Origin of the sequence: Corallibacter sp., assembly GCF_048381695.1 — a bacterium.
Taxonomy (GTDB): Bacteria; Bacteroidota; Bacteroidia; order Flavobacteriales; family Flavobacteriaceae; genus Corallibacter; species Corallibacter vietnamensis.
The window spans coordinates 727,194-749,047 of record NZ_JBLXHI010000001.1 but is presented as its reverse complement, the minus strand read 5'-3'; the positions used below and the strand labels follow the sequence as shown (position 1 = coordinate 749,047).

Below are 21,854 nucleotides of genomic sequence, written 5' to 3'. Positions count from 1 at the left end.
TCCAGATTTGATATCAAAATCCACCATAGATCAAGTTTTTGAAACCTCTCGTGTAGAAGAGGTTATTGGTGATTTTGTTCAGCTTAAAAAATCAGGAAGTAATTTTAAAGGTTTAAGTCCGTTTAGTGATGAACGCACACCTAGCTTTATGGTTTCTCCAGTAAAACAAATCTGGAAAGACTTTAGTACAGGAAAAGGCGGTAATGCAGTTGCTTTTTTAATGGAACATGAGCATTTTACCTATCCAGAAGCCATAAAATACCTTGCTAAAAAGTACAACATTGAGATTGAAGAAACGCAACAAACCAATGAACAAAAAGAGCAAGCAAATACTAGAGAAAGTTTATATTTAGTTAGTGAATACGCTAGTAAATATTTTCAAAATATACTACATAAAACAGATCAAGGTAAAGCTATAGGTTTAAGCTATTTTAAAGAACGTGGTTTTACTGAAGAAACTATAAAAAAGTTTGATTTAGGATATTCGTTAGATGAATGGCAAGCCTTTACAGACGATGCCATAAAAAAAGGATATCAATTAGAATTTTTAGAAGGAACAGGCTTAACAATTGTAAAAGACAACAAACAGTTTGACCGTTTTAAAGGCCGAGTTATGTTTCCTATTCAGAGTATGAGTGGTCGTGTTTTAGGCTTTGGCGGTCGTATTCTTACAAACGATAAAAAAGCTGCTAAATACTTAAACTCACCTGAAAGCGATATTTATCATAAAAGTAAAGTTCTTTACGGTATTTATCATGCAAAACAAAGCATTGCTAAAGAAGACAATTGCTTCCTTGTTGAAGGTTATACTGATGTTATTCAGTTTCACCAAAGAGGTATCAAAAACGTTGTTTCGTCATCAGGAACCGCATTAACACCAGAACAAATCAGGCTTATAAACCGCTTAACAAAAAACATCACGGTTTTATTTGATGGTGATGCTGCTGGAATGCGTGCTTCATTACGCGGTATTGATTTGGTTTTAGAGCAAGGTATGAACGTAAAAGTTTGCTCATTTCCTGATGGAGAAGATCCTGACAGTTTTGCGAAACAAAACACACTAGAGGAGCTCACTGATTATCTTGAAGAAAACTCAAAAGATTTTATTCAGTTTAAAGCTTCATTACTTGTTGCTGATGCAAAAAACGATCCTATAAAAAAGGCAGACACCATTAGAGATATTATGAATAGTATCTCAAAAATTCCAGATCGTATAAAACAAGAAGTGTATATTCAAGAATGTTCTAAAATCATGGACATTAGTGAATCTGTTTTGTTTACCACATTAGCCCAAATGGGCAAAAAAGAAGCTCAAGAAGCTAGTAAGAAACAAAAACAAGAGCAAAAGGCCTTTGATGTTATTAAACACGAACAACCTAAAAAAAGGGTTGATGTTCAGTATGAATTAGAGCGAAAAATTATTCAAATTTTATTGCTTTACGGAAATAAAACCGAAGATTTTGAAGATTCAATTCTTAAAGAAAATGAAAAACACGAGCTTGTTTTAGAACCTGTAAAACATACTGCAAAAGTTTTTGAAAAAGTATATTTAGATTTACAAGAAGATGAAATGGAGTTTTCAAATGAAGTTTTCAAAACACTGTATTATACCATCATGGAAACCTTTCATCAAAACCCTGATTATGCGGTAGAAAATTTTGTAAATACTGTAGATCCTGTTATTGCCAATGAAATAACTACTATTTTAATGGAAGATGAGCGTTATGCCCTTTCAGATTGGGAACGAAAAAACATTTATCCTAAAGAAAAATCTACGACTGTTTCACAATTAGTAAGTGAAACCATTTTGAGTCTTCGTTGTTTTTTAATAGAACAAAAAGTTACCGAATTTAAACAAGAAACTTTAGCCAATAAAAACGAGATTAATAGAAGTATTTTAGAAGAAGTAAAAGATTACTCAAGCTTAAAAATGCTTTTATCCAGAAAGCTTAATCGTGTGCTATAGTTCTAGCAGCTTTGCCCTACTTATTAAATCAACAATATTAGTCACGTTAAGTTTTTTCATTAAACGAGCTTTGTAAGTGCTAACTGTTTTTTCATTAATATCTAGCTCTTCTGCAATTTCTTTATTCTTTTTCCCTGAAGATAATAGCTTTAACACCTCAATCTCTCTTGTAGATAGCTTTTTGAAATGAGTTCCTGTTCTAGTAACTCGTCTACCTAAAGCCATTTGTTGTGCCATCTCATTACTTAAATAAACACCACCATCATAAACTTTCATGATGGCTTCTTTAATCGTAAAAATATCTGATGTTTTAGTTAAATAACCGGATGCTCCAGCTTTTAAGGTATTTAAAGCATAGATTTTTTCTGGTTGAGAGCTAAACATTATAACCTTTACACTTGGGTAATCTCGCTTAAGGCGTCTTAATGCGGTAATACCGTTAAGTTTAGGTAAATCTATCTCACAGATAATAATATCTACAGAATTACTTTTTAAAAAATCAAAAATGGCTTCACCGTTACTAACGCCTCCAACAACTTGGATTTGTGGTGAAGTTACAAAAAGGAGATCTAGCCCTTTTCTAATAATTGGATGATTGTCAACGACCAACAGTTTAATCATTTTTTTATGGTTTTTATGTTAAGACTGTTGAGGCAAATAGCGTCTATTAAATTGTACACTTAAGTAAATATAATAAATTCTCTTGAGATATAAGTAACTTATTTTAAATTAGTTGGAACCTCACAAATCGGTATTGGTATCATTTTATGCTTATTAGCATTATTAAAACGCTTATAAATTGTGAAGACTTCTTTTTCTCTACCAGTGAAGTCATTTGCAGTTTTTCCTTCGTCATCCATTTTCATGGCCCATTCTAGTTCTGGATAGCTTGCCCCTATTTGGTCTTCATCACTTCGCGCATCACCAAATAACCCATCACTTGGTGCCGCTTTCATAATAGACTCTGGTACTTGCACAAATTCACCTATATGGTAAACTTCAGATTTTAATAAATCTGCAATCGGACTTAAATCAACTCCTCCGTCTCCATACTTGGTGTAAAAACCAACACCAAAATCTTCTACCTTGTTTCCTGTTCCTGCTACCAAAAGTTTTTGTAAACCTGCATAATAATAAAGCGTTGTCATACGCAAACGCGCTCTTGTATTTGCTAAAGCCATATCTACAATCGCTTGTTCTCCATCTAGATTTACTTCTGTTTTAAATTCTTCAAAAACAGGTGTTAAATCAGCTCGTGTATCACGCACATTATTAAAACGCTTTTTTAATTGCAAAATATGCTCTTGCGCACGACTTACATGACTTTCTGCTTGATGTATAGGCATTTCAATACATAAAACATCCATTCCGGTCATAGCACACAATGTAGATGTAACCGCAGAATCTATTCCGCCAGAAATACCTACAACAAATCCATTCACTTTAGCGTTAGTAGCATAGCTTTTTAACCAATCTACAATATGGTTTACAATCTTTTCTGTTTGCATTTTATGAAATATTTAAGACAAAGAATCTTACCTTTGCCAAACAAAAATAACGTAAAGCCATTAGTAATAAAAATTAACATCCTTTAAGTTTCTATGAAACATCAAATTTTTATTTTATTCTCTTTTTTAAGTATTGTTTCTTGTAAAAAAGAAAGTCAACTTGAAAAAGAAATCGCTCAAATTGACATTGACTTTACTGTTGAAAGATTTGATAAAGCTTTTGGAAGTGCCACTGTAAGCGATCTTCCTAAACTTAAAAGCGCATTTCCCTTTATGTTTTCTGAAAAATATTCAGACAGTTATTGGGCTGAAAAAATACAAGACACGCTCCAACAACAACTACACAAAGAAAGTGCTCGCGTATTTGATAATTTTTCATATGAAAAAGAGGAAATAAAGAATCTATTTAAACATTTACGCTATTATTATCCTGAATTTCAAACACCTCGTGTTATAACAACAACCTCAAATGTAGACTACAGAAACAAGGTTATTGTTACTGATACTATTGTTTTAATATCAATTGACACTTATTTAGGAAGTGATCATGAGTTTTATCAAGGTATACAAAAATACTTGAGAAAGAATTTTAACAAAAGTCAAATTACAGTTGATCTAGCAAAGGCTTATGCTGAAAAATATACATATCAACAAGAAAGAAAAACGCTTTTAGATGAAATGATTTATCATGGAAAGCTATTATACTTTAAAGATGTTATGTTACCTAATACTACTGATGCTGAAAAAATAGGATACACCAATGAAGAGTTACGTTGGGCGTTTGAAAACGAAGACTATATTTGGCGCTACTTTATAGAACATGAACTATTATACAGCACCAACTCTAAATTACCTAATAGATTTATAAACCCTGCTCCTTTTTCTAAATTTTATTTGGAGCAAATAGACAGCGAATCTCCTGGGAAAATAGGACAGTATATAGGTTGGCAAATAGTTAAAGCCTATGTAGACAATAACAATATTTCTTTAAAAGACCTTTTAAGTAAGGATGCTAAAGACATTCTTAACAATGCAAATTTTAAACCACACAAGCAATAATAATTATGGCAAATAAAACCTCAACTATAGAACTAAAAGTAAAACTAGACGATAATAAAGTTCCTGAAAAACTTTTTTGGACAGCTGAAGATGGCGGCATTAGCAATGAAGAAGCTAAAGCTATGCTTCTTTCTGTTTGGGATAGTAAAACTCAAGAAACACTTAGAATTGATTTATGGACAAAAGATATGCCTGTAGACGAAATGAAAGTGTTTTTTCACCAAACCTTGGTTGCTATGAGTAATACCTTTCACAGAGCAACACAGGATGAAAAAATGACAGCAACTATGAAAGATTTCTGTGATTATTTTGCTGAAAAACTAGAACTTAAAAAACAGTAATTAGAATAAAAAAAGCACATATTAATATGTGCTTTTTTTATTCAATCATTAATCTTTTTAGACTTTATCTTGTAAGATAAATCTATACATAAATCCTGCTAAAATTGCACCTGCAATAGGTGCTAACCAAAACAACCATAACTGCTCAATAGCCCAACCTCCAACAAACAATGCCTGACTTGTACTTCGTGCTGGGTTTACAGAAGTATTTGTAATGGGTATACTTATTAAATGAATTAGCGTTAATGCAAGCCCTATAGATAAACCTGCGAAGTCTTTAGAAGCATTTTTGTGTGTTGCACCTAGAATAACAATTAAAAACATAAAAGTCATAACAAACTCGCAAACTAAAGCCGATGTCATATCATAACCAAAAGGGGAATGTTCACCATACCCATTTGCTGCAAAACCGTTAGATAAAGAAAAACCACTAATGCCGCTTGCTATAATATAAATAACACAAGCTCCTAAAATAGCTCCGATAATTTGCGATATAATATACCCTGGTAATTCGCTTATATCAAAACGGCCACCAATACATAATCCTACAGAAACCGCAGAATTAAAATGACCTTCAGAAATATGCCCCAGTGCATAAATACCTGTTAAAACCGTTAATCCAAAAGCAAGTGCTACACCCAAGAAACCAATTCCTAAATCTGGAACACCTGCAGCTAAAACAGCGCTACCACAACCACCTAAAACTAACCAGAAGGTTCCTATACATTCTGCCAATAATTTTTTCACTCCTACAATCAATTAGTTAGTAATATCTATAAGACACTACTTACTAAAGAAAGTCACATAATTTTTTGGGAAAACAAGTGAAGAGAAACCTATTACCACTCGTTGATTCTATTTGAATCTAATTTGATAAAAATGAATAACAAAATTGTAAATCCCCATAATCCAGATCCGCCATAACTAAAAAAGGGCAATGGGATTCCTATGGTAGGAATAAGTCCCATAACCATTCCTATGTTAATCATAAAATGAAAAAACAATATTGTCGCTACACTGTAACCATAAACCCGGCTAAACTGCGATTTTTGAAGCTCGGAAAGATGTAATATTCTTAATAATAAAAAAACAAATACGATAACAACCATAGCGCTTCCTAAAAAGCCCCATTCTTCACCAACAGTACTAAAAATATAATCTGTATGTTGTTCAGGAACAAACTTACCTGTAGTTCTTGTTCCTTCTAAAAAACCTTTACCTGTAACACCTCCAGAACTAATTGCTTTTTCAGATTCATATAAGTTATACAAGATATCACGCCTCATTTTTTCAATTTTTTGTGGATCTTTTTCTAACCTTAACCAAAGACTAATTCTATCTTGTTGATGTGGCTGCAATATATTTTGATAAAAAAACTTAACACCAATAGCTATACCTACACTTACTAAAACAAAGAATATAGGCTGAATGAAAGCAGGCTTCTTTTTTCTTAAGAAATGATGTGCAAAAATAACCACCAAAGCTCCTATTGAAGTTATAGTTGCCCCAAACTTTAAAGCCAATACTGATATAGCAGCAAGAAGCACAAAAATCATAAGATAAAGTTTAGGTAAACCTTCTCTATATAAAACAAAGAAAAACGAACCGTAAACAATAGTACTTCCCGCATCATTCTGAAACAAAATTAATATAGCAGGAATAGCTATTATTACGCAAAGTCTAACTTGATCTTTGAGTGTTTTCATATCGGTGTGTAAATCACTAATATATTTTGCTACGGCTAGTGCTGTGGCTGTTTTTGCAAATTCACTAGGTTGTAAGGTCATTCCTCCTATGGCATACCAAGATGTGGCTCCGTTAACGTTTTTACCAAAAATGAATAATCCCACAAGGGACAGCATAGATATCAAATAAATAACACTAGAAAAACGTTCATAAAATTTGGCTTCTATAGATAGTATTAAAATAATAAGAACAACCGTAAGCATTATAAAAATAAGCTGTTTACCATAAGGTTGTGAAAAATCTAAATAATCTATCGTTTCTCCTGTATGTGAAGCAGATAAAATATTTAACCAACCAAACCCTACTAGTAATAAGAATAAGATAATAGTAATCCAATCAAACTTAAAGTATCTATCTGTTTGCCTCATTAATTAAGAAGTTTTTGTTGATTGTTTTCTATAGAAAATTCAGGCATTGGCACAACTTCTTCTCTTCTATCGTTTATAGTAAAAGGAGCTCCAGAATAAGGTTTTTGGTACTCAAACTCAAGACTGCGTGTTAGCACCCAATTTTCTAAATCTTTTCTTGTTGTATGTCCTTTGATATATTTTTCTATCATTAAACTTGCTATTCTTCCAGCATATATAGACCCATAATGCCCGTTTTCAACAAAAACAGCTATGGCTATTTTAGGATCATCCTTTGGAGCAAAAGCAACAAACAGCGAATGATCTGTTAATTGTGTTCTTACACTATCAATCATTGTGAAGTTTTCTGCTGTTCCTGTTTTACCACAAATTTCAATACCAGGAATTTGAATAAAATTAGCCGTTCCTCCTGGTTTGTAAACATCATAAAGACCTTCTATTACAGGGTCAAAATATTTTTTATCTATAGTTGTATGATGAATTTTTGTAAACTGTTTATCTATTGGCTCTTCCCCTATTGATTTTATAATGTGTGGTGTATAATAATAACCTCTATTGGCAATAGCAGCTGTCATATTAGCTAAATGAATAGGTGTTACTAATATTTCGCCTTGCCCTATAGAGTTAGAGATAACTGTGGTCGCACCCCAATTAAAATCAGGATACCATTTATCATAATACGAACCGTTAGGAATATTCCCTTTTTGACCGATAGGCAAATCTGTTCCTAAATATTGACCTAACCCAAAACTTTTAATATGATCACTCCATTTATCCATTGATTTACTAGCATCAGGATACAAATCTATTGTTCTTCTAAAAGCTGTAGCAAAGTAAGAGTTACATGATTTAGCAATTCCTTTTCTTAAATCTCTAACGCCACCACCACAATGGCATCCCATTTTTCCTCGTCTTCCATAGTGATAAACACCTGTACAAGTAACCGATGTTTCTGGACTAATCGCTTTTTCTTGAAGCGCCGCTAACGCCACCAAAGCTTTAAATGGTGATCCTGGTTCATGAACACGTAAAAGACTTTTATCTATGAGAGGTAAATGAATGCTATCTCTGTAAAGCTTTGTGTAGTTTTTTGAGCGTTTTCTTCCCACCAATAGATTAGGATTATACGATGGAGCTGATATTAATGAAAGGATTTCTCCTGTTTTAGGTTCTATAGCTACAATACCTCCCTTTTTATTGCGCATCAATAACTCACCATATTCTTGCAACTGTGTGTCAATAGTTATTTTTATGTCTTTTCCTTGTTGCGGAATGGTGTCATATTTTCCTTCTTTATAAGGACCTATATCTCGATTAAAACGGTCTTTTTGGATAAACTTTATACCTTTTACACCTCGCAATGCTTCCTCGTAAGAAAGTTCTACACCTTGTTTCCCAATCAAATCTCCCATTCTATAATATGGGTTTTCTTTAATTTGTCCTTGATTAACTTCTGCAATGAATCCTAAAACATTAGCTCCGACTGATGTTTGATAATCTCTTAATGAACGTTTTTGAATATAAAATCCTTCATACTTATGCATTTTTTCTTGTAAAACCGCATAATCTTCCTTTGACAAATGCGATACAAAAACATAAGGAAGTCGTGGAGAGTAACGGTAAGCACGCTCATAAGTTTTTAGGAATTGAGCCTTGTCTATCTTTAATAAAGAACAAAACTCTAACGTATCTAAAGCCTTTACTTCTCTTGGAATAATCATAACATCATATGATGGTTGATTAGACACTAAAAGCTTTCCATTTCTATCATAAACATAACCTCTTTTAGGATAGTCAAATACCTTTCTGATAGCGTTATCTTCAAATAAATTATGGGCTTCAGAGTTATAAACTTGAAGATAAAAAAGTCTTGCCAAGAAGGTTAAACCTACTGCTAGTATTGAAAAAAAAAGTAAAAATTGTCTCATTTAATGTCTTCTACTAAAAATGATATTTGTGATAATACATAATAGTATAGTGAATATACTTGATAATAACGTTTTTTTAAGTATTAAAATTATTTCTAAAACGTTAAAAACTTCAAGTGAAAACAAGATAAAATGATGAACGATTGTAAGTATTGTTATATATGTAAACATACTACCAAACTCAACATTTCCAAAACGCATAGTTTGGTGTTCATATACCGAGCCAAATGAAAATTTTAGCACTACAGGTCTTATAAAAGCAATAGTAACTGCTGCAGCTGCATGTACACCTCCAGAATCTGAAAACATATCAATAGTAATCCCTAATAAGAAGCTCAACAACAAAAACGCCACTCTATTGTTGGCTGTAGGATATAGTATAATAAACAATATGTAGAGATATGGGTTTATGTGTCCCAAAAAATTAATATGATTTAGCACCAATACTTGTAGAAGTATTAACACTGAAAAACGCACTATATGACCTACAATATTATTACTCATTTGTAGCGTTTAAAAGGCTATTTATTTCAGAAGCATCCTTATTTTCTATGACATAGACATGTTCTATATTTGTCATATCATTAAATAATTTTACATTAATTATGTAATAGTTTTCTGCAACATCTAGATTGAAAGACTGCACGGTACCAATAGGGATGTTTTTAGGGAATATAGATGATAATCCTGAAGTGACTATTGTATCTCCCTTTTTTACAGGTGCTATTTTTTGTATCTCCTGCAACTGAATTATGTTGGGTGATTTTGTATCCCAAACTAAAGAACCAAAATGATTGGTTTTCTTTAATTGAGCACTAATTCTGCTTTTTGTATTTAATATAGAAATAACTGTTGCGTATTTGTTACTGGTATTATCTACGATACCAAGAATACCTTTAGATGTTATAACTCCTAAATCTTGCTTTATACTATCACGCGCACCTTTATTTATAGTAAGCATGTTATTGGTAGCAGAATAGCTGTTTTTTATAACAATAGCAGGTGTAAACTTATAAGTTGCTCCTGATTGAATGGTATCTAAAAAAGGCTTTGCTAGCGTATCTGTAGTGTTATAAACTAAAGAGCGTAAGTAATTGTTCTCTTCTTGCAGCAATTGGTTTTGAGACTTTAAATTAAAGTACTCACTAACATCGTTTACAGAACCATAAATGCCTCCTGACAAAAAATTTGCTGAATTTACAAACTTACTTTTATGATAAGAGTGAGTTTGTATTGTAAAAAACAACGATATAGAAAACAGCAATAAGTATAACAAAACGATTTTGTTTCTTATTATGAAATTTATTATTTGCTGCATGCTTTATCGCTATTTTATCAACACACTTTTGAATTTAGGTAAATTTTTAAGAGTTATTCCTGTACCACGAACAACAGCACGTAAAGGATCTTCGGCTATGTAAACTGGTAAATCTGTTTTTTGAGATAAACGCTTATCTAAACCACGTAGCATAGAACCACCTCCTGCTAGATAGATACCTGTATTGTAAATATCTGCTGCTAATTCAGGTGGTGTTTGAGATAGTGTTTCCATAACAGCATCTTCAATTCTTAAAATAGATTTATCTAATGCTTTGGCTATCTCTCTATATGAAATTTGAACTTGTTTTGGCTTTCCTGTAAGTAAATCACGTCCTTGAACACTCATGTCTTCTGGAGGAAGCTCTAAATCTTCGGTTGCAGCTCCTATTTGAATTTTTATTTTTTCGGCTGTACGTTCACCAACATAAAGGTTATGTTGTGTTCGCATATAATAGATAATATCATTTGTAAAAACATCTCCTGCAATCTTCACAGATTTATCACAAACAATACCTCCTAATGCTATAACCGCAATTTCAGTTGTTCCACCACCTATATCAACAATCATGTTTCCTTTAGGCTGCATAATATCTACACCAATACCTATAGCTGCTGCCATAGGCTCGTGTATTAAATATACTTCTTTACCATTAACGCGCTCACAAGATTCTTTTACGGCACGCATTTCAACCTCTGTAATTCCTGACGGAATACAAACAACCATTCGTAACGCTGGTGAGAATAATTTCTTTTTTAATGCTGGTATGTTTTTTATAAACATACTTATCATTTGTTCTGAAGCATCAAAATCTGCAATTACACCATCTTTTAATGGTCTAATTGTTTTAATGTTTTCGTGAGTTTTTCCTTGCATCATACTCGCTTCTTTACCAGCGGCAATAATTTTTCCAGAAATACGATCACGTGCTACTATAGAAGGGCTATCTACAACAACTTTATCGTTATGTATAATTAAAGTGTTTGCAGTACCTAAATCTATAGCTATTTCTTCAGTTAGGAAATCAAAAAATCCCATATGCGTTTAACGTAATTTTCGAGGTTTAATATTCAAATCTTGTAAATGTAATAAAAGTTCGGCAATATATGTATGTTATACGGTCACTTCGCTTTATTGGTTTTTTACTATTTAAAAAAATCCTGTTTTTTCAAAATTTTTAGTGTTTAAAATGGCGTGTTCCTGTAAACACCATAGCCACATTATTTTCATTACAATAATCAATACTTAATTGATCTTTGATTGATCCTCCTGGTTGAATCACTGCTGTAATTCCTGCTTTATCAGCTATTTCTACACAGTCTGGAAATGGAAAAAATGCATCACTTGCCATTACAGATCCCTTTAAATCAAAATTAAAAGATTGTGCTTTATGGATTGCTTGATTTAAAGCATCTACACGGCTTGTTTGTCCGGTTCCGCTAGCGCACAATTGTTTGTTTTTGGCTAAAACAATAGTGTTTGATTTGGTATGCTTGCATATTTTAGAAGCAAAAATCAAATCTTCTAACTCACTTTTACTTGGTTTATTGTTTGTTGCTTCAGATAAATCTGAAAGCGCATCTGTTATGTTGTCTCTATCTTGAACTAAAACACCGTTTAAACAACTTCTTACTGTTGTTTTTGGTAATTCAATATCGTTTTGTATTAAAAGAATTCTATTTTTCTTTCCTTTTAAAATTTCTAAAGCGTCGTTTGAGAATGATGGTGCAATGACAACTTCACAAAATAATCCGTGAATTTCTTCAGCAGTTGCTTTGTCTATTTCTGTATTACTTATTAATATACCACCAAATGCAGATACTGGATCTCCTGCCAATGCATCTACATAAGCTTGATGTAAAGTTTCTCTTTGTGCTAAACCACAAGCATTATTGTGTTTTAATATTGCAAATGTTGGTGCTTCGCCTTTAAACTCATTCATAAGTGTTACTGCTGCATCAACATCTAGAAGGTTGTTATAACTTAATTCTTTACCGTGTAATTTAGTAAACATCGCTTCAAAGTCACCAAAGAAAAATCCTTTTTGATGTGGGTTTTCACCATATCTTAAAACCTTACCGCTAGTTTCACTAATTTTTAATGACGCTATATCATGATTACTATTAAAATAGTTGAAAATAGCTGAATCGTAATGAGACGAAACATTAAATGCTTTTGCTGCAAATAGTTTTCTATCTGCTTCACTAGTGTCTCCATTTTTGGATTTAAGTAACTCTAAAAATTCAGCATAATCATTTACTGAAGCTACACAAACAACATCGGCATAGTTTTTAGCTGCTGCTCTAATAAGTGAAATACCACCTATATCAATTTTTTCAATAATATCTTGATTACTTGCTCCTGATGCTACTGTTTTTTCAAAAGGATATAAATCAACAATAACCAAATCTATTTGAGGAATTTGATATTCTGCTAATTCTGCAACATCACTTTCATTATTCTGACGGTTTAAAATACCTCCAAAAACTTTAGGGTGTAATGTTTTAACTCGACCACCAAGAATTGATGGGTATGAAGTAACATCTTCTACAGGCACGACATTAATGCCTAAATCTTTGATAAATTTTTCGGTACCTCCGGTTGAATAAATAGTTACTCCTTGTGCGTCAAGTTGTTTTACAATAGGCTCTAATCCGTCTTTTGAAAAAACAGATATTAATGCGGATTTAATAGTTTTGTTATTGCTCATTTTAGTTGTGTGTGAGTTGGCTTTTTATTTTATCCAAAAAGCGCATTTAATTATTTTCAATGCCCAAGCATTGACAGTATTGTTTATGAGTGCAAAAGTAGTTATTTCAACTTGAAAACACCTTGTAGACTCACGAAAAAAACAGCAGTTTTTTTAACTAAAATGTAAAGTTTTCAACAACTATAAAATTGTTGCTACTTTTTGGCAAACAAACTCTAAAAAACGTTCATCAGCTTCAGAGAAAGGATCTGGAGTATTTGAGTCTATATCTATCTGACCAATGTTTTCTCCGTTTACAAAAATTGGTATTACAATCTCTGCCTTAACTGTTATACTACAAGCTATATAGTTATCTTGAGCAGATACATCTGGTACAACAAAGTTTTCATTACTAACAGCTACTTGACCGCAAATACCTTTTCCAAAAGGAATAATAGTATGATCTGTTGGCGCTCCAACATAAGGCCCTAATTTTAACTCGTTTTTATCACCGTTTTTAAAATAAAAACCTACCCAATTATAATATTCTACATGGGTTTCTAACAACTTACAGATACTTAATAGTTTTTCATCTGTTGTGGTTGTTACTGTTGAAATAATGGTTTCTACTTGAGGTTTTAACGTATCGAAAATCATAGGTTTAATAAATATTTTGCAAAAGTATTTAAAAAGCGAGCAAATCGGTCATGTATTTTATATAAATTTAACATCGTAAAACAATCTATCTCTTTTGAAAGAACTTATTTTTAAATACAAAGCGGTTATAAAATTTATTTTTACATTTTTGTTGGTATATAGTATTTTAACCGGAGGTTATAAATTGTATTTACAATATTCTACTGGAGAAAAGTTTTATCCGGACTACATGACACATTTAGTCGCAAAACAAAGTAAAGAATTACTAAATACTTTTGGATATAACGCACAGGTATTACCACATCCTGATGAAGCGTCTATGAAACTTATTATTAACAAAAAATACGTAGCGCGTGTTATTGAGGGCTGCAACTCTATAAGTGTTATAATATTGTTTATTTCTTTTATTATTGCCTTTTCCGGAAGGTTCAAAACAACATTATTTTACATTTTAGCTGGTAGCGTTTTAATTTACGCTGCAAATTTAATTCGTGTTGTTATTTTATCTGTCGGACTTTATCATTACCCTTGGAGAAAAGACATTTTGCATAGCGTTATTTTTCCTGCTATTATATACGGAATGGTTTGCCTGCTTTGGGTTATTTGGGTAAATAGGTTTTCAAACATAAAAAAAGCGCATGATGCATAAGCTTTATAAATACTTATCTCTTGCAGTTCTTGTTGGGCTTTTAATTCTTATCAGGGCTTTTGAAAATCAGTTATTTTACGACCCATATTTAACGTTTTTCAAAAATGATTATTTATACATAGATTCTCCTAGACAAGAAACTTTTAAACTAGTAGCTTACACAAGTTTGCGATACATTTTAAACAGCATTATATCTCTAGCAATTTTATTTGTAATTTTTAAAGATAGGTCTGTTCTAAAGTTCTCTACACTTATTTATAGTTTATCTTATTTCATACTCATATTGATATTTCTATACTTTGTAATAAACCCTAAAAAGGAAGATTATTACCTCTTTTTTAATGTAAGACGCTTTTTAATTCAGCCGCTTATATTACTACTACTCATTCCTGCTTTTTATTACCACAAACAACACAAATAGTGTTAAAGCAACATTAAATACGCATTACACTGCTTTTCTTTTTTGTACTTTAACTCCTATAAAACCACAACACTATCAAAACAAAAAGAAAACCATACAAAAAAAAACGCTACACAATCCCTATAATAATACTTGCTACGCTCATTGCCTTTCGCATGTATTTACCTGTTCTTGTTAAAAACTATGTAAATGATGTACTTGCAAATATTCCTGGGTATTACGGTCAAGTAGAAGATATTGACATTGCATTAATACGAGGCGCTTATGTAATAAACAACATGCATTTAAATAAAGTTAATGCAAAAACTCAAGTCCCTTTTTTAAACTTTCCAAAAAGTGACATTTCTATTGAATGGAAATCATTAATTCATGGTAAAATAGTTAGTGAAATTATAATGACTAACCCTGAAGTAATATATGTTTTTGAAGACCAAACCAACAACGGAAAAACACCTGATGTTGATGATTGGACAAAAGCTTTAACAGATTTAGTACCAATAGACATCAACCATTTTGAAATTCACAATGGTAAATTAGCATTTGTTCAACTGCAAGCAAACCCTAATATTGACTTAAATTTCCACAAGCTAGACTTATATGCTGATAATTTAAGAAATGTGAAATCAAAAGAACGCACATTACCATCTCCATTTCACGCAACAGCAACATCTATTGGCAATGGCAAGATCTCTATTGATGGCAACATCAACTTAATAAAAGAAATACCTGACATGGATGTAGCATTTTCTTTAGAGCAAGTTGATGTCACAGCATTAAATGATTTCACAAATCATTATGCTAATATTGATTTTGAAAAAGGTGATTTTGGACTCTACAGCGAAGTTGCAATAGCAGATGGTTACCTAAAAGGCTACATAAAACCGCTATTAACCAACTCTAAACTTATTGGAAAAAACGATAAATTTTTAAAAGTTCTTTGGGAAGGTTTTGTTGGCTTTTTCAAGTTCATTTTAAAAAACCAAAAAACAAATACTATAGCCACAAAAGTTCCTTTAGAAGGCGATTTGAATAATGTTGAAACAAGTGCCTGGACAACTTTTGTAAATATTTTAGGAAACGCTTGGATTGAAGCCTTTCAAGGCGCAGTTGATAATGATATAGATTTTAAAGATGCCTTTCAAGAAAGCAAAGAATAACACATTATACTTACAAACAGATTTTTGACTTATGAAAAAACACAACAAATACTTCTTATTAGCCTTTTTAATAGGAAGTTTTACTTACTCTCATGCTCAAGAAAAAGCAACTCCCATTTTTGAAAATGGCGAAGCTCAAATTGTTCCTGAATTTAACAATCCTGACGACTGGATTCGTCATGACCTTTGGGTAGAGACCACATTTGACACCGATGGCGATGGCAAACTAGACCGCATGCACGTAGATGTAACCAGGCCAAAACAAACTGACACCGAAGGCTTAAAACTACCTATTGTATATGAAACCAGTCCTTATTATGCTGGCGTTGCAAAAAGTGTTGATGGGCTTTTTTGGAATGTTCATCATGAGTTAGGAGAAACAGCTGAAGAGCGTGTACACCCAGAAGTAAAACGCAGAGGGAAACGACCAATTATTTCAAACTCACAAATTAGAACATGGGTTCCTCGTGGATACATTGTTGTACATTCATCTTCTCCAGGAACTGGACTATCACAAGGCGCTCCAACAGTTGGTGGCGACAACGAATCTTTAGCTCCTAAAGCTGTTATTGATTGGTTAAACGGTCGCGCCAAAGGTTACACAACACCTGATGGCAACGAAACAGTTGAAGCTTTTTGGAGTACCGGAAAAGTAGGCATGACAGGAACATCGTATAACGGAACTTTACCTTTAGCCGCAGCTACAACTGGCGTTGATGGCCTTGAGGCTATAATTCCTGTTGCTCCTAACACATCTTACTATCACTATTACCGTTCTAACGGATTAGTACGATCTCCAGGCGGATATCTTGGTGAAGATATTGATGTATTATATGATTTTATTCATAGCGGCGACGAATCTAAACGTGCGTATAACAACAAAACTGTTAGGGATACTGAATTAAAAAACGGCATGGATAGAGCCACAGGTGATTATAATGATTTTTGGGCCGGAAGAGATTATTTAAATGATATGAAACCTATGAAAGCTGCGCTTTTAATGTCTCATGGCTTTAACGATTGGAATGTTATGCCAGAACACAGTTATAGAATTTACAAAGCGGCAAAAGAAAAAGGACTTCCAGCACAAATATATTACCATCAGTTTGGTCATGGCGGACCACCTCCTATTTCTATGATGAACAAATGGTTTACACGCTACTTACACGGTATTGAAAATGGCGTAGAAAATGATAAAAAAGCATGGATTGTTCGTGAGTATGACGATATAAAAAGCCCAACAGCTTATGAAGATTACCCAAACCCAGAAGCCAAACAAGTAACATTGCATTTAGGTAAAGGCGGACAAGAACATGGCTCCTTATCTACTAAAACCCAAAACAATCAAGGTTCTGAAACTTTGGTTGATGACGCTTCTATATCTGGAAAAGATTTAGCTACTGCAAAAAACTCTAATCACAGACTACTTTATACATCTCCTACACTTACTGAAGATGTTCATATTTCAGGCGTAGCCAAAATTTCTATAAAATTAGCAAGTAGCAAACCTGCTGCAAACTTATCTGTATGGTTAGTTTCCTTACCTTGGAATGAGGATGCTAAAGCAAAAATAACAGACAATATTATTACGCGAGGTTGGGCAGATCCGCAGAACTACAAATCGCTTACCGAAAGTGAGCCATTATCTCCAGGGAAATTTTATGAAATGAGTTTTGATTTGCAACCTGATGATCAAATTATAAAAAAAGGACAACAAATTGGCTTAATGATTTTTTCAAGTGACAGTCAATTTACATTACTCCCAAAACCAGGCACTGAATTAACTATAGATTTAGATAGCACTATTTTAGAATTACCTGTTGTTGGCGGAAAACTTCCGTTTTAGACAAAGATTAAAAAGTAAAAAAAGGCTTCACAATAGTGAAGCCTTTTTTGTAACTAATTCTGAATATTGATTAACACTAATCCATATCGAAACGAATTCCTAACGATATGTTATTTTGATCTACTACTTGGTCTTTAAAAATTGGAGACAAATCATATTTAGCATAAATCCCTACATTTCCCCAAGAAACATACGTACTTAAACCATAAACAAAATTGTTTACATTATAATCTTTGTACTTATCTTTTTCTCTATCTCCATCTAATTTATACTTTACTTTTTGAATTGCATTTATATTAACACCTCCAAAAGCACCAACGCCAATCTTAAATTTTCTATATGTTGAATATCTAAAATAATCTTCCTTTTCTATTTTTTTTGATGGACCAAATTCAAAATGTACAGGTACCACTAGATTAGTTGTTCTAAATTTTGATTTTTTTACTGGAACAGGAAATGTTTGAAGACTTACTACGTCATTTACTTCACTAAAGTATTGATTGTCTTTAATATTTAATTTGTTCCATTGCATAGATAACCCGTATTTAAAACGTACAGCATTAGTATTTTTAAACACTCTGGTTTTCCAAGCCCAACCAAGCTCAACAAAACCTGAACCTCCTATTTTGTAAGGTGAATCGTTTAAAGATTCGCCTTCTATGATAGCATTATTAAAACCGATTGCAAAAACTAAATCACTCGTTGTACGTCTATCATACTTTTTAGGTGTTTTTCTTTTTTTTGGCCCTATATAAATACTTTTAGAATCGTATACATCATTATCTTCAGATGTTCCAATCTCAATTACATATCCATCTAAATTAGCACCTGTATCTTGAGTTACAGAGTTATTTCGTTTTAATAAAGCGATTCTGTTTTCTATAATCGCCAATCTATTTTCAATATTTAAAGCATGTTTTTCAGCTGCTTGCTGCTTAAGGCTATCTGCTTCGTTTTGTGAGATTTCATTGGCGTCTAAACGTTTGTTTATTGCTTCAACTTCTTCTTTTAGCAGATTCTTTTCTTCTGTTTTAACAACCTCTTTTTGAGTCTCAAGTTGCTCTAATTGTTCTTCGTTTTTTACTTCCTGCGCATTAGCAAATTGCATAGCTAACGCTAGCACTATAAGTGCTAAATACTTGGTAATTGTTTGCATAACTGTTTGTTTTTTAATTGATTATATGTTTAATCGTTACGTTCGGCGACTGCAGTTTTCACCTTATCATAACCTGTTTTTAAAGCTTCAAAAACCTTATCTCTAAATGACTGCTCAATACCTTCTTCTACATCTTGAAGCAAGGCCGTTGCGTCTACCTTATTAGTTTCTTTTATGTAGTAATCGTGCTTTCGTTTCTTTATTTTTTTCTCGGCATCTTCTAGCAATTTATCTATTTCAGCATCTGTTACATGGTTTTTTTCTTCTTTCAACTCTTGTATTTGTGCTACAACTTCCTGTACACTCAACGCTTCAGGAGTTAAAGATGTTTCTGGGTTGGTTTTAATTGTAGTTTCTCCTATTTCGTTTACATTAACATTAGCAATGCCCTTTTGTGCTTGCTGACTGATAGTATTTCTTTGTTTATCAAGTTGCGAGCTCTTTTCTTTTTGTTGAACTACCTTTTTAGGAGCTGTAAATACAATTTCAGTGTTTTTCTTATTTGTAATAGGTGCTTCTTCAATAATTTCTGTTTCATTTTCCTCTAAAGCAATACTATGTTTCTCATTTGATTTAGCTTCAACATCTACGTTATTAACGTCTGTTACTTTTACTTCCTGATTTTCAGGTTTATTGAAAAATATGGTTGTAACTAAAAGAACACCTACTACACTTGCCGCTATACCTATCCACCAAAATACTTTTTTATTCTGATTACTCTTTTGATTATCTAGTTTGTGCGCCAAAGATTCCCATGCATCACTAGATGGTTCAATGGTACGCTGCTCCAGCTTCTCTTTTAATTCCTCTTCAAATTTAATTGGTGCCATTGTTTGTTTTGTTTCGTTTGTTAATTTGTTCTTGCAAGAGTTTTCTAGCTTTAAACAATTGTGATTTTGATGTGCCTTCAGATATTTGTAGCATTTCTGCTATTTCATGGTGTTTATAGCCTTCAACTGCATACATAACAAATACCATCTTGTAACCTTCTGGAAGCATATCTATGAGTTGTTGAATATCTGCTACCTCAATATTGGTTTTGATATTATTATCGTACTCATTATAATCCTCAATACTATCTGATGAAAACTCTATCGATTTTTTCTGTCTTAAATACGAGATTGATTCTCTTACCATGATACGACGTATCCATCCTTCAAAACTTCCTTGATTCTTAAATGTTTTAAGACTAGAAAACACTTTTAAAAAACCGTTTAACATCACTTCTTCTGCGTGATGAACATCTTTTATGTAATACCTGCATACACTTAACATTTTTGGTGCGTGCATAGTAAACAATACGTGCTGCGCTTCACGATTGTTTTTTATGGCTTTTTTTATAAGCACCGTTTCGTTTTTGTATAACTGTATGACTTTCAAAAGCGGTTTCATTTAGGCTTCTATTTATAAAGACGCAAATTTGACACAAATGGTTGCTTGGGAATGAAAAAAAATAATTCATTACTAAATACAAAACACTGATTAAAAGCGAATTACCTGTTTTGAAAAATTACTTTTTTCTATCAATAACGTAATTAACCATAAGCTCTAAAGCACTTCTGTATTCAGACTCTGGATATTTTTGTAATAATTGTAAAGCTTCTGATTGGAAAGTTTTCATTTTTGAAATAGCATACACTAAACCTCCATGTTGCTTTACAAAAGCCACTACTTGAGCTACACGCTTTTTATCACGATTATGGTTTTTTATAGAGTTGATAAGCCACTTTTTATCTTTTTTTGAAGCGTTGTTTAAAACATAAATAAGCGGCAAAGTCATTTTTTGCTCTTTTATATCAATGCCTGTTGGTTTGCCTATTTTCTCTTCGCCATAATCAAACAAATCATCTTTTATTTGAAAAGCCATACCGATAAGCTCACCAAACTTTCGCATAGTCTCTATATCTGGTGAATCTGGTTTTACAGAGGCTGCCCCTAAACTACAACAAGCAGCAATAAGCGTGGCTGTTTTTTGACGAATAATTTCGTAATAAACCGTTTCGGTTATATCTAATTTTCTGGCTTTTTCTATTTGAAGCAACTCACCTTCACTCATTTCTCTAACAGCAATAGATATGATTTTCAGTAAGTCAAAATCATTATTATCTATAGAAAGAAGCAACCCTTTTGATAGCAAATAATCACCAACTAAAACGGCTATTTTATTTTTCCATAAAGCATTTATAGAAAAGAATCCTCTGCGCCTGTTACTATCATCAACCACATCATCATGCACTAAAGTTGCTGTGTGAATTAACTCAATAACAGAAGCACCGCGATAAGTACGCTCACTAACCTCTCCGTTAGATACCATTTTAGCCACTAAAAACACAAACATAGGTCGCATTTGTTTTCCTTTGCGGTTTACTATGTAATGTGTAATGCGATTAAGAAGCGCAACTTTTGAAGACATTGAGAGTTGAAACTTTTGCTCAAAAAGTTCCATTTCAAATGCAATAGGCTGCTTTATTTGTTCAACAATTTTCAAATTGAATAGTAGAGAATTAATCTAATAACAAACCTACTAAAAAACCTTGTTATATACTATTCAACATTTAAATGAATTTTCCTGTGTCTTAAATTTTGCAATCTTAACCTCTCAATAATTAAAAAAATTAGACATCAATATTTAGAAAAAAACCACCCTTTAAATTTTTTAGGCCATCAAGATGTTAATCTTGATGGTCTTTTACTACTTGCTCATCACGATACTTACAGCATGGGTTTATATTATTATAAACATCATCGTCTGCTTTTACATTTTTAGTATCATGACCTACACTTGCAACACTTTTTTCTATTGCTTCTAGGTTTGTTTTTCTTTCGTCAAAAATCAATTTTAGTTCGTGCGTATCTACACTCCAAACAGCACTTTTAACGCCTTTTGATTTTATAGCTGCTTTTTCTATTCTGTCTTTACACATCATACAAACACCATCTACTTCTAGAGTAGCTTTAGCATTTTTGTTTTGTGCAAATGATAATGTTGTCATAAAAAAGACAACGACTACAAATACATTTTTCATAATTTTAATTGTTGTTTGT

General features: G+C 32.5%; 22 protein-coding genes. 7 read left to right on the top strand and 15 right to left on the bottom strand.

Features of this window, described 5'->3' with window-relative positions; translation table 11 throughout:
* Window positions 1–7 precede the first annotated feature (7 nt).
* On the top strand, window positions 8–1,966 hold the full coding sequence (gene dnaG, locus ACN5J3_RS03445; protein WP_418510777.1) for a DNA primase: 1,959 nt from the start codon (window positions 8–10) through the stop codon (window positions 1,964–1,966).
* Here the strand turns inward: dnaG and ACN5J3_RS03440 are convergent.
* Window positions 1,961–2,587: a response regulator gene (locus tag ACN5J3_RS03440; RefSeq protein ID WP_417291268.1), complete on the bottom strand. Its 627-nt coding sequence runs from the start codon at window positions 2,585–2,587 to the stop codon at window positions 1,961–1,963. The two genes, dnaG and ACN5J3_RS03440, sit on opposite strands and share 6 nt — an antisense overlap.
* 98 nt (window positions 2,588–2,685) lie before the next feature.
* Window positions 2,686–3,474, bottom strand: coding sequence for an NAD(+) synthase (nadE, locus tag ACN5J3_RS03435; RefSeq protein ID WP_418510776.1), 789 nt, complete (start codon window positions 3,472–3,474; stop codon window positions 2,686–2,688).
* 93 nt (window positions 3,475–3,567) lie between these two features.
* Between nadE and gldB the strand changes: the two genes are divergently transcribed.
* Together gldB and gldC are read left to right on the top strand one after the other, a co-directional pair.
* Window positions 3,568–4,533, top strand: a complete 966-nt coding sequence (gene gldB / locus ACN5J3_RS03430) for a gliding motility lipoprotein GldB (protein WP_418510775.1) — start codon at window positions 3,568–3,570, stop codon at window positions 4,531–4,533.
* 5 nt (window positions 4,534–4,538) lie between these two features.
* Entirely contained in the window at window positions 4,539–4,874 is a 336-nt protein-coding gene (gene gldC, locus ACN5J3_RS03425; protein WP_417291271.1) for a gliding motility protein GldC, read from the top strand.
* Between the two features lie 57 nt (window positions 4,875–4,931).
* Here the strand turns inward: gldC and aqpZ are convergent, their stop codons facing one another.
* The 8 genes from aqpZ to ACN5J3_RS03385 form a co-directional block, all read right to left on the bottom strand.
* Window positions 4,932–5,621 carry an aquaporin Z gene (gene aqpZ / locus ACN5J3_RS03420; protein WP_418510774.1) on the bottom strand — a complete coding sequence of 230 codons (690 nt, stop codon included), beginning with the start codon at window positions 5,619–5,621 and terminating at the stop codon, window positions 4,932–4,934.
* Between the two features lie 92 nt (window positions 5,622–5,713).
* Window positions 5,714–6,988 (bottom strand): rod shape-determining protein RodA, encoded by a 1,275-nt coding sequence (rodA, locus tag ACN5J3_RS03415; protein ID WP_418510773.1) that lies wholly within the window; start codon window positions 6,986–6,988, stop codon window positions 5,714–5,716.
* Window positions 6,988–8,916: a penicillin-binding protein 2 gene (gene mrdA, locus ACN5J3_RS03410; RefSeq protein WP_418510772.1), complete on the bottom strand. Its 1,929-nt coding sequence runs from the start codon at window positions 8,914–8,916 to the stop codon at window positions 6,988–6,990. Before mrdA ends, rodA begins: the two co-directional genes overlap by 1 nt.
* Complete coding sequence (locus tag ACN5J3_RS03405) at window positions 8,917–9,420, bottom strand: rod shape-determining protein MreD (protein WP_418510771.1); 504 nt, start codon at window positions 9,418–9,420, stop codon at window positions 8,917–8,919.
* Window positions 9,413–10,234, bottom strand: coding sequence for a rod shape-determining protein MreC (gene mreC / locus ACN5J3_RS03400; protein ID WP_344728185.1), 822 nt, complete (start codon window positions 10,232–10,234; stop codon window positions 9,413–9,415). Before mreC ends, ACN5J3_RS03405 begins: the two co-directional genes overlap by 8 nt.
* Before the next feature lie 9 nt (window positions 10,235–10,243).
* Window positions 10,244–11,272 (bottom strand): rod shape-determining protein, encoded by a 1,029-nt coding sequence (locus ACN5J3_RS03395; protein WP_344728183.1) that lies wholly within the window; start codon window positions 11,270–11,272, stop codon window positions 10,244–10,246.
* 139 nt (window positions 11,273–11,411) lie between these two features.
* Entirely contained in the window at window positions 11,412–12,944 is a 1,533-nt protein-coding gene (gene purH, locus ACN5J3_RS03390) for a bifunctional phosphoribosylaminoimidazolecarboxamide formyltransferase/IMP cyclohydrolase (RefSeq protein ID WP_417291277.1), read from the bottom strand.
* 180 nt (window positions 12,945–13,124) lie between these two features.
* Window positions 13,125–13,580 (bottom strand): GAF domain-containing protein, encoded by a 456-nt coding sequence (locus ACN5J3_RS03385; protein ID WP_418510770.1) that lies wholly within the window; start codon window positions 13,578–13,580, stop codon window positions 13,125–13,127.
* A 94-nt stretch (window positions 13,581–13,674) separates the two neighbouring features.
* Here ACN5J3_RS03385 and xrtF point away from each other — a divergent pair, with 94 nt between their 5' ends.
* From xrtF to ACN5J3_RS03365, 4 genes are all read left to right on the top strand, one after another.
* Window positions 13,675–14,229, top strand: a complete 555-nt coding sequence (gene xrtF, locus ACN5J3_RS03380) for an exosortase family protein XrtF (protein ID WP_418509202.1) — start codon at window positions 13,675–13,677, stop codon at window positions 14,227–14,229.
* Window positions 14,222–14,650 carry an exosortase F system-associated membrane protein gene (locus ACN5J3_RS03375; protein WP_418510826.1) on the top strand — a complete coding sequence of 143 codons (429 nt, stop codon included), beginning with the start codon at window positions 14,222–14,224 and terminating at the stop codon, window positions 14,648–14,650. The genes xrtF and ACN5J3_RS03375 overlap by 8 nt, the downstream gene beginning before the upstream one ends.
* A gap of 155 nt (window positions 14,651–14,805) precedes the next feature.
* The gene (locus tag ACN5J3_RS03370; protein ID WP_418510769.1) at window positions 14,806–15,807 is read left to right on the top strand and encodes a DUF748 domain-containing protein; all 1,002 of its coding nucleotides are present in this window, start codon (window positions 14,806–14,808) and stop codon (window positions 15,805–15,807) included.
* 31 nt (window positions 15,808–15,838) lie between these two features.
* Complete coding sequence (locus tag ACN5J3_RS03365; RefSeq protein WP_418510768.1) at window positions 15,839–17,653, top strand: Xaa-Pro dipeptidyl-peptidase; 1,815 nt, start codon at window positions 15,839–15,841, stop codon at window positions 17,651–17,653.
* 76 nt (window positions 17,654–17,729) lie between these two features.
* On the opposite strand, the gene ACN5J3_RS03360 is transcribed toward ACN5J3_RS03365, so the two are convergent.
* From ACN5J3_RS03360 to ACN5J3_RS03340, 5 genes are all read right to left on the bottom strand, one after another.
* Window positions 17,730–18,809, bottom strand: a complete 1,080-nt coding sequence (locus ACN5J3_RS03360) for a coiled-coil domain-containing protein (protein WP_418510767.1) — start codon at window positions 18,807–18,809, stop codon at window positions 17,730–17,732.
* Window positions 18,810–18,838: 29 nt separating this feature from the next.
* Window positions 18,839–19,639 (bottom strand): hypothetical protein, encoded by an 801-nt coding sequence (locus ACN5J3_RS03355; RefSeq protein WP_418510766.1) that lies wholly within the window; start codon window positions 19,637–19,639, stop codon window positions 18,839–18,841.
* Window positions 19,626–20,201 (bottom strand): RNA polymerase sigma factor, encoded by a 576-nt coding sequence (locus ACN5J3_RS03350; protein WP_418509197.1) that lies wholly within the window; start codon window positions 20,199–20,201, stop codon window positions 19,626–19,628. Before ACN5J3_RS03350 ends, ACN5J3_RS03355 begins: the two co-directional genes overlap by 14 nt.
* Window positions 20,202–20,319: 118 nt before the next feature.
* A complete protein-coding gene (locus tag ACN5J3_RS03345; protein ID WP_418510765.1) occupies window positions 20,320–21,297 on the bottom strand; it encodes a polyprenyl synthetase family protein in 978 nt (325 codons plus the stop codon).
* Between the two features lie 184 nt (window positions 21,298–21,481).
* Window positions 21,482–21,835 carry a heavy-metal-associated domain-containing protein gene (locus tag ACN5J3_RS03340; protein ID WP_418510764.1) on the bottom strand — a complete coding sequence of 118 codons (354 nt, stop codon included), beginning with the start codon at window positions 21,833–21,835 and terminating at the stop codon, window positions 21,482–21,484.
* Window positions 21,836–21,854 lie beyond the last annotated feature (19 nt).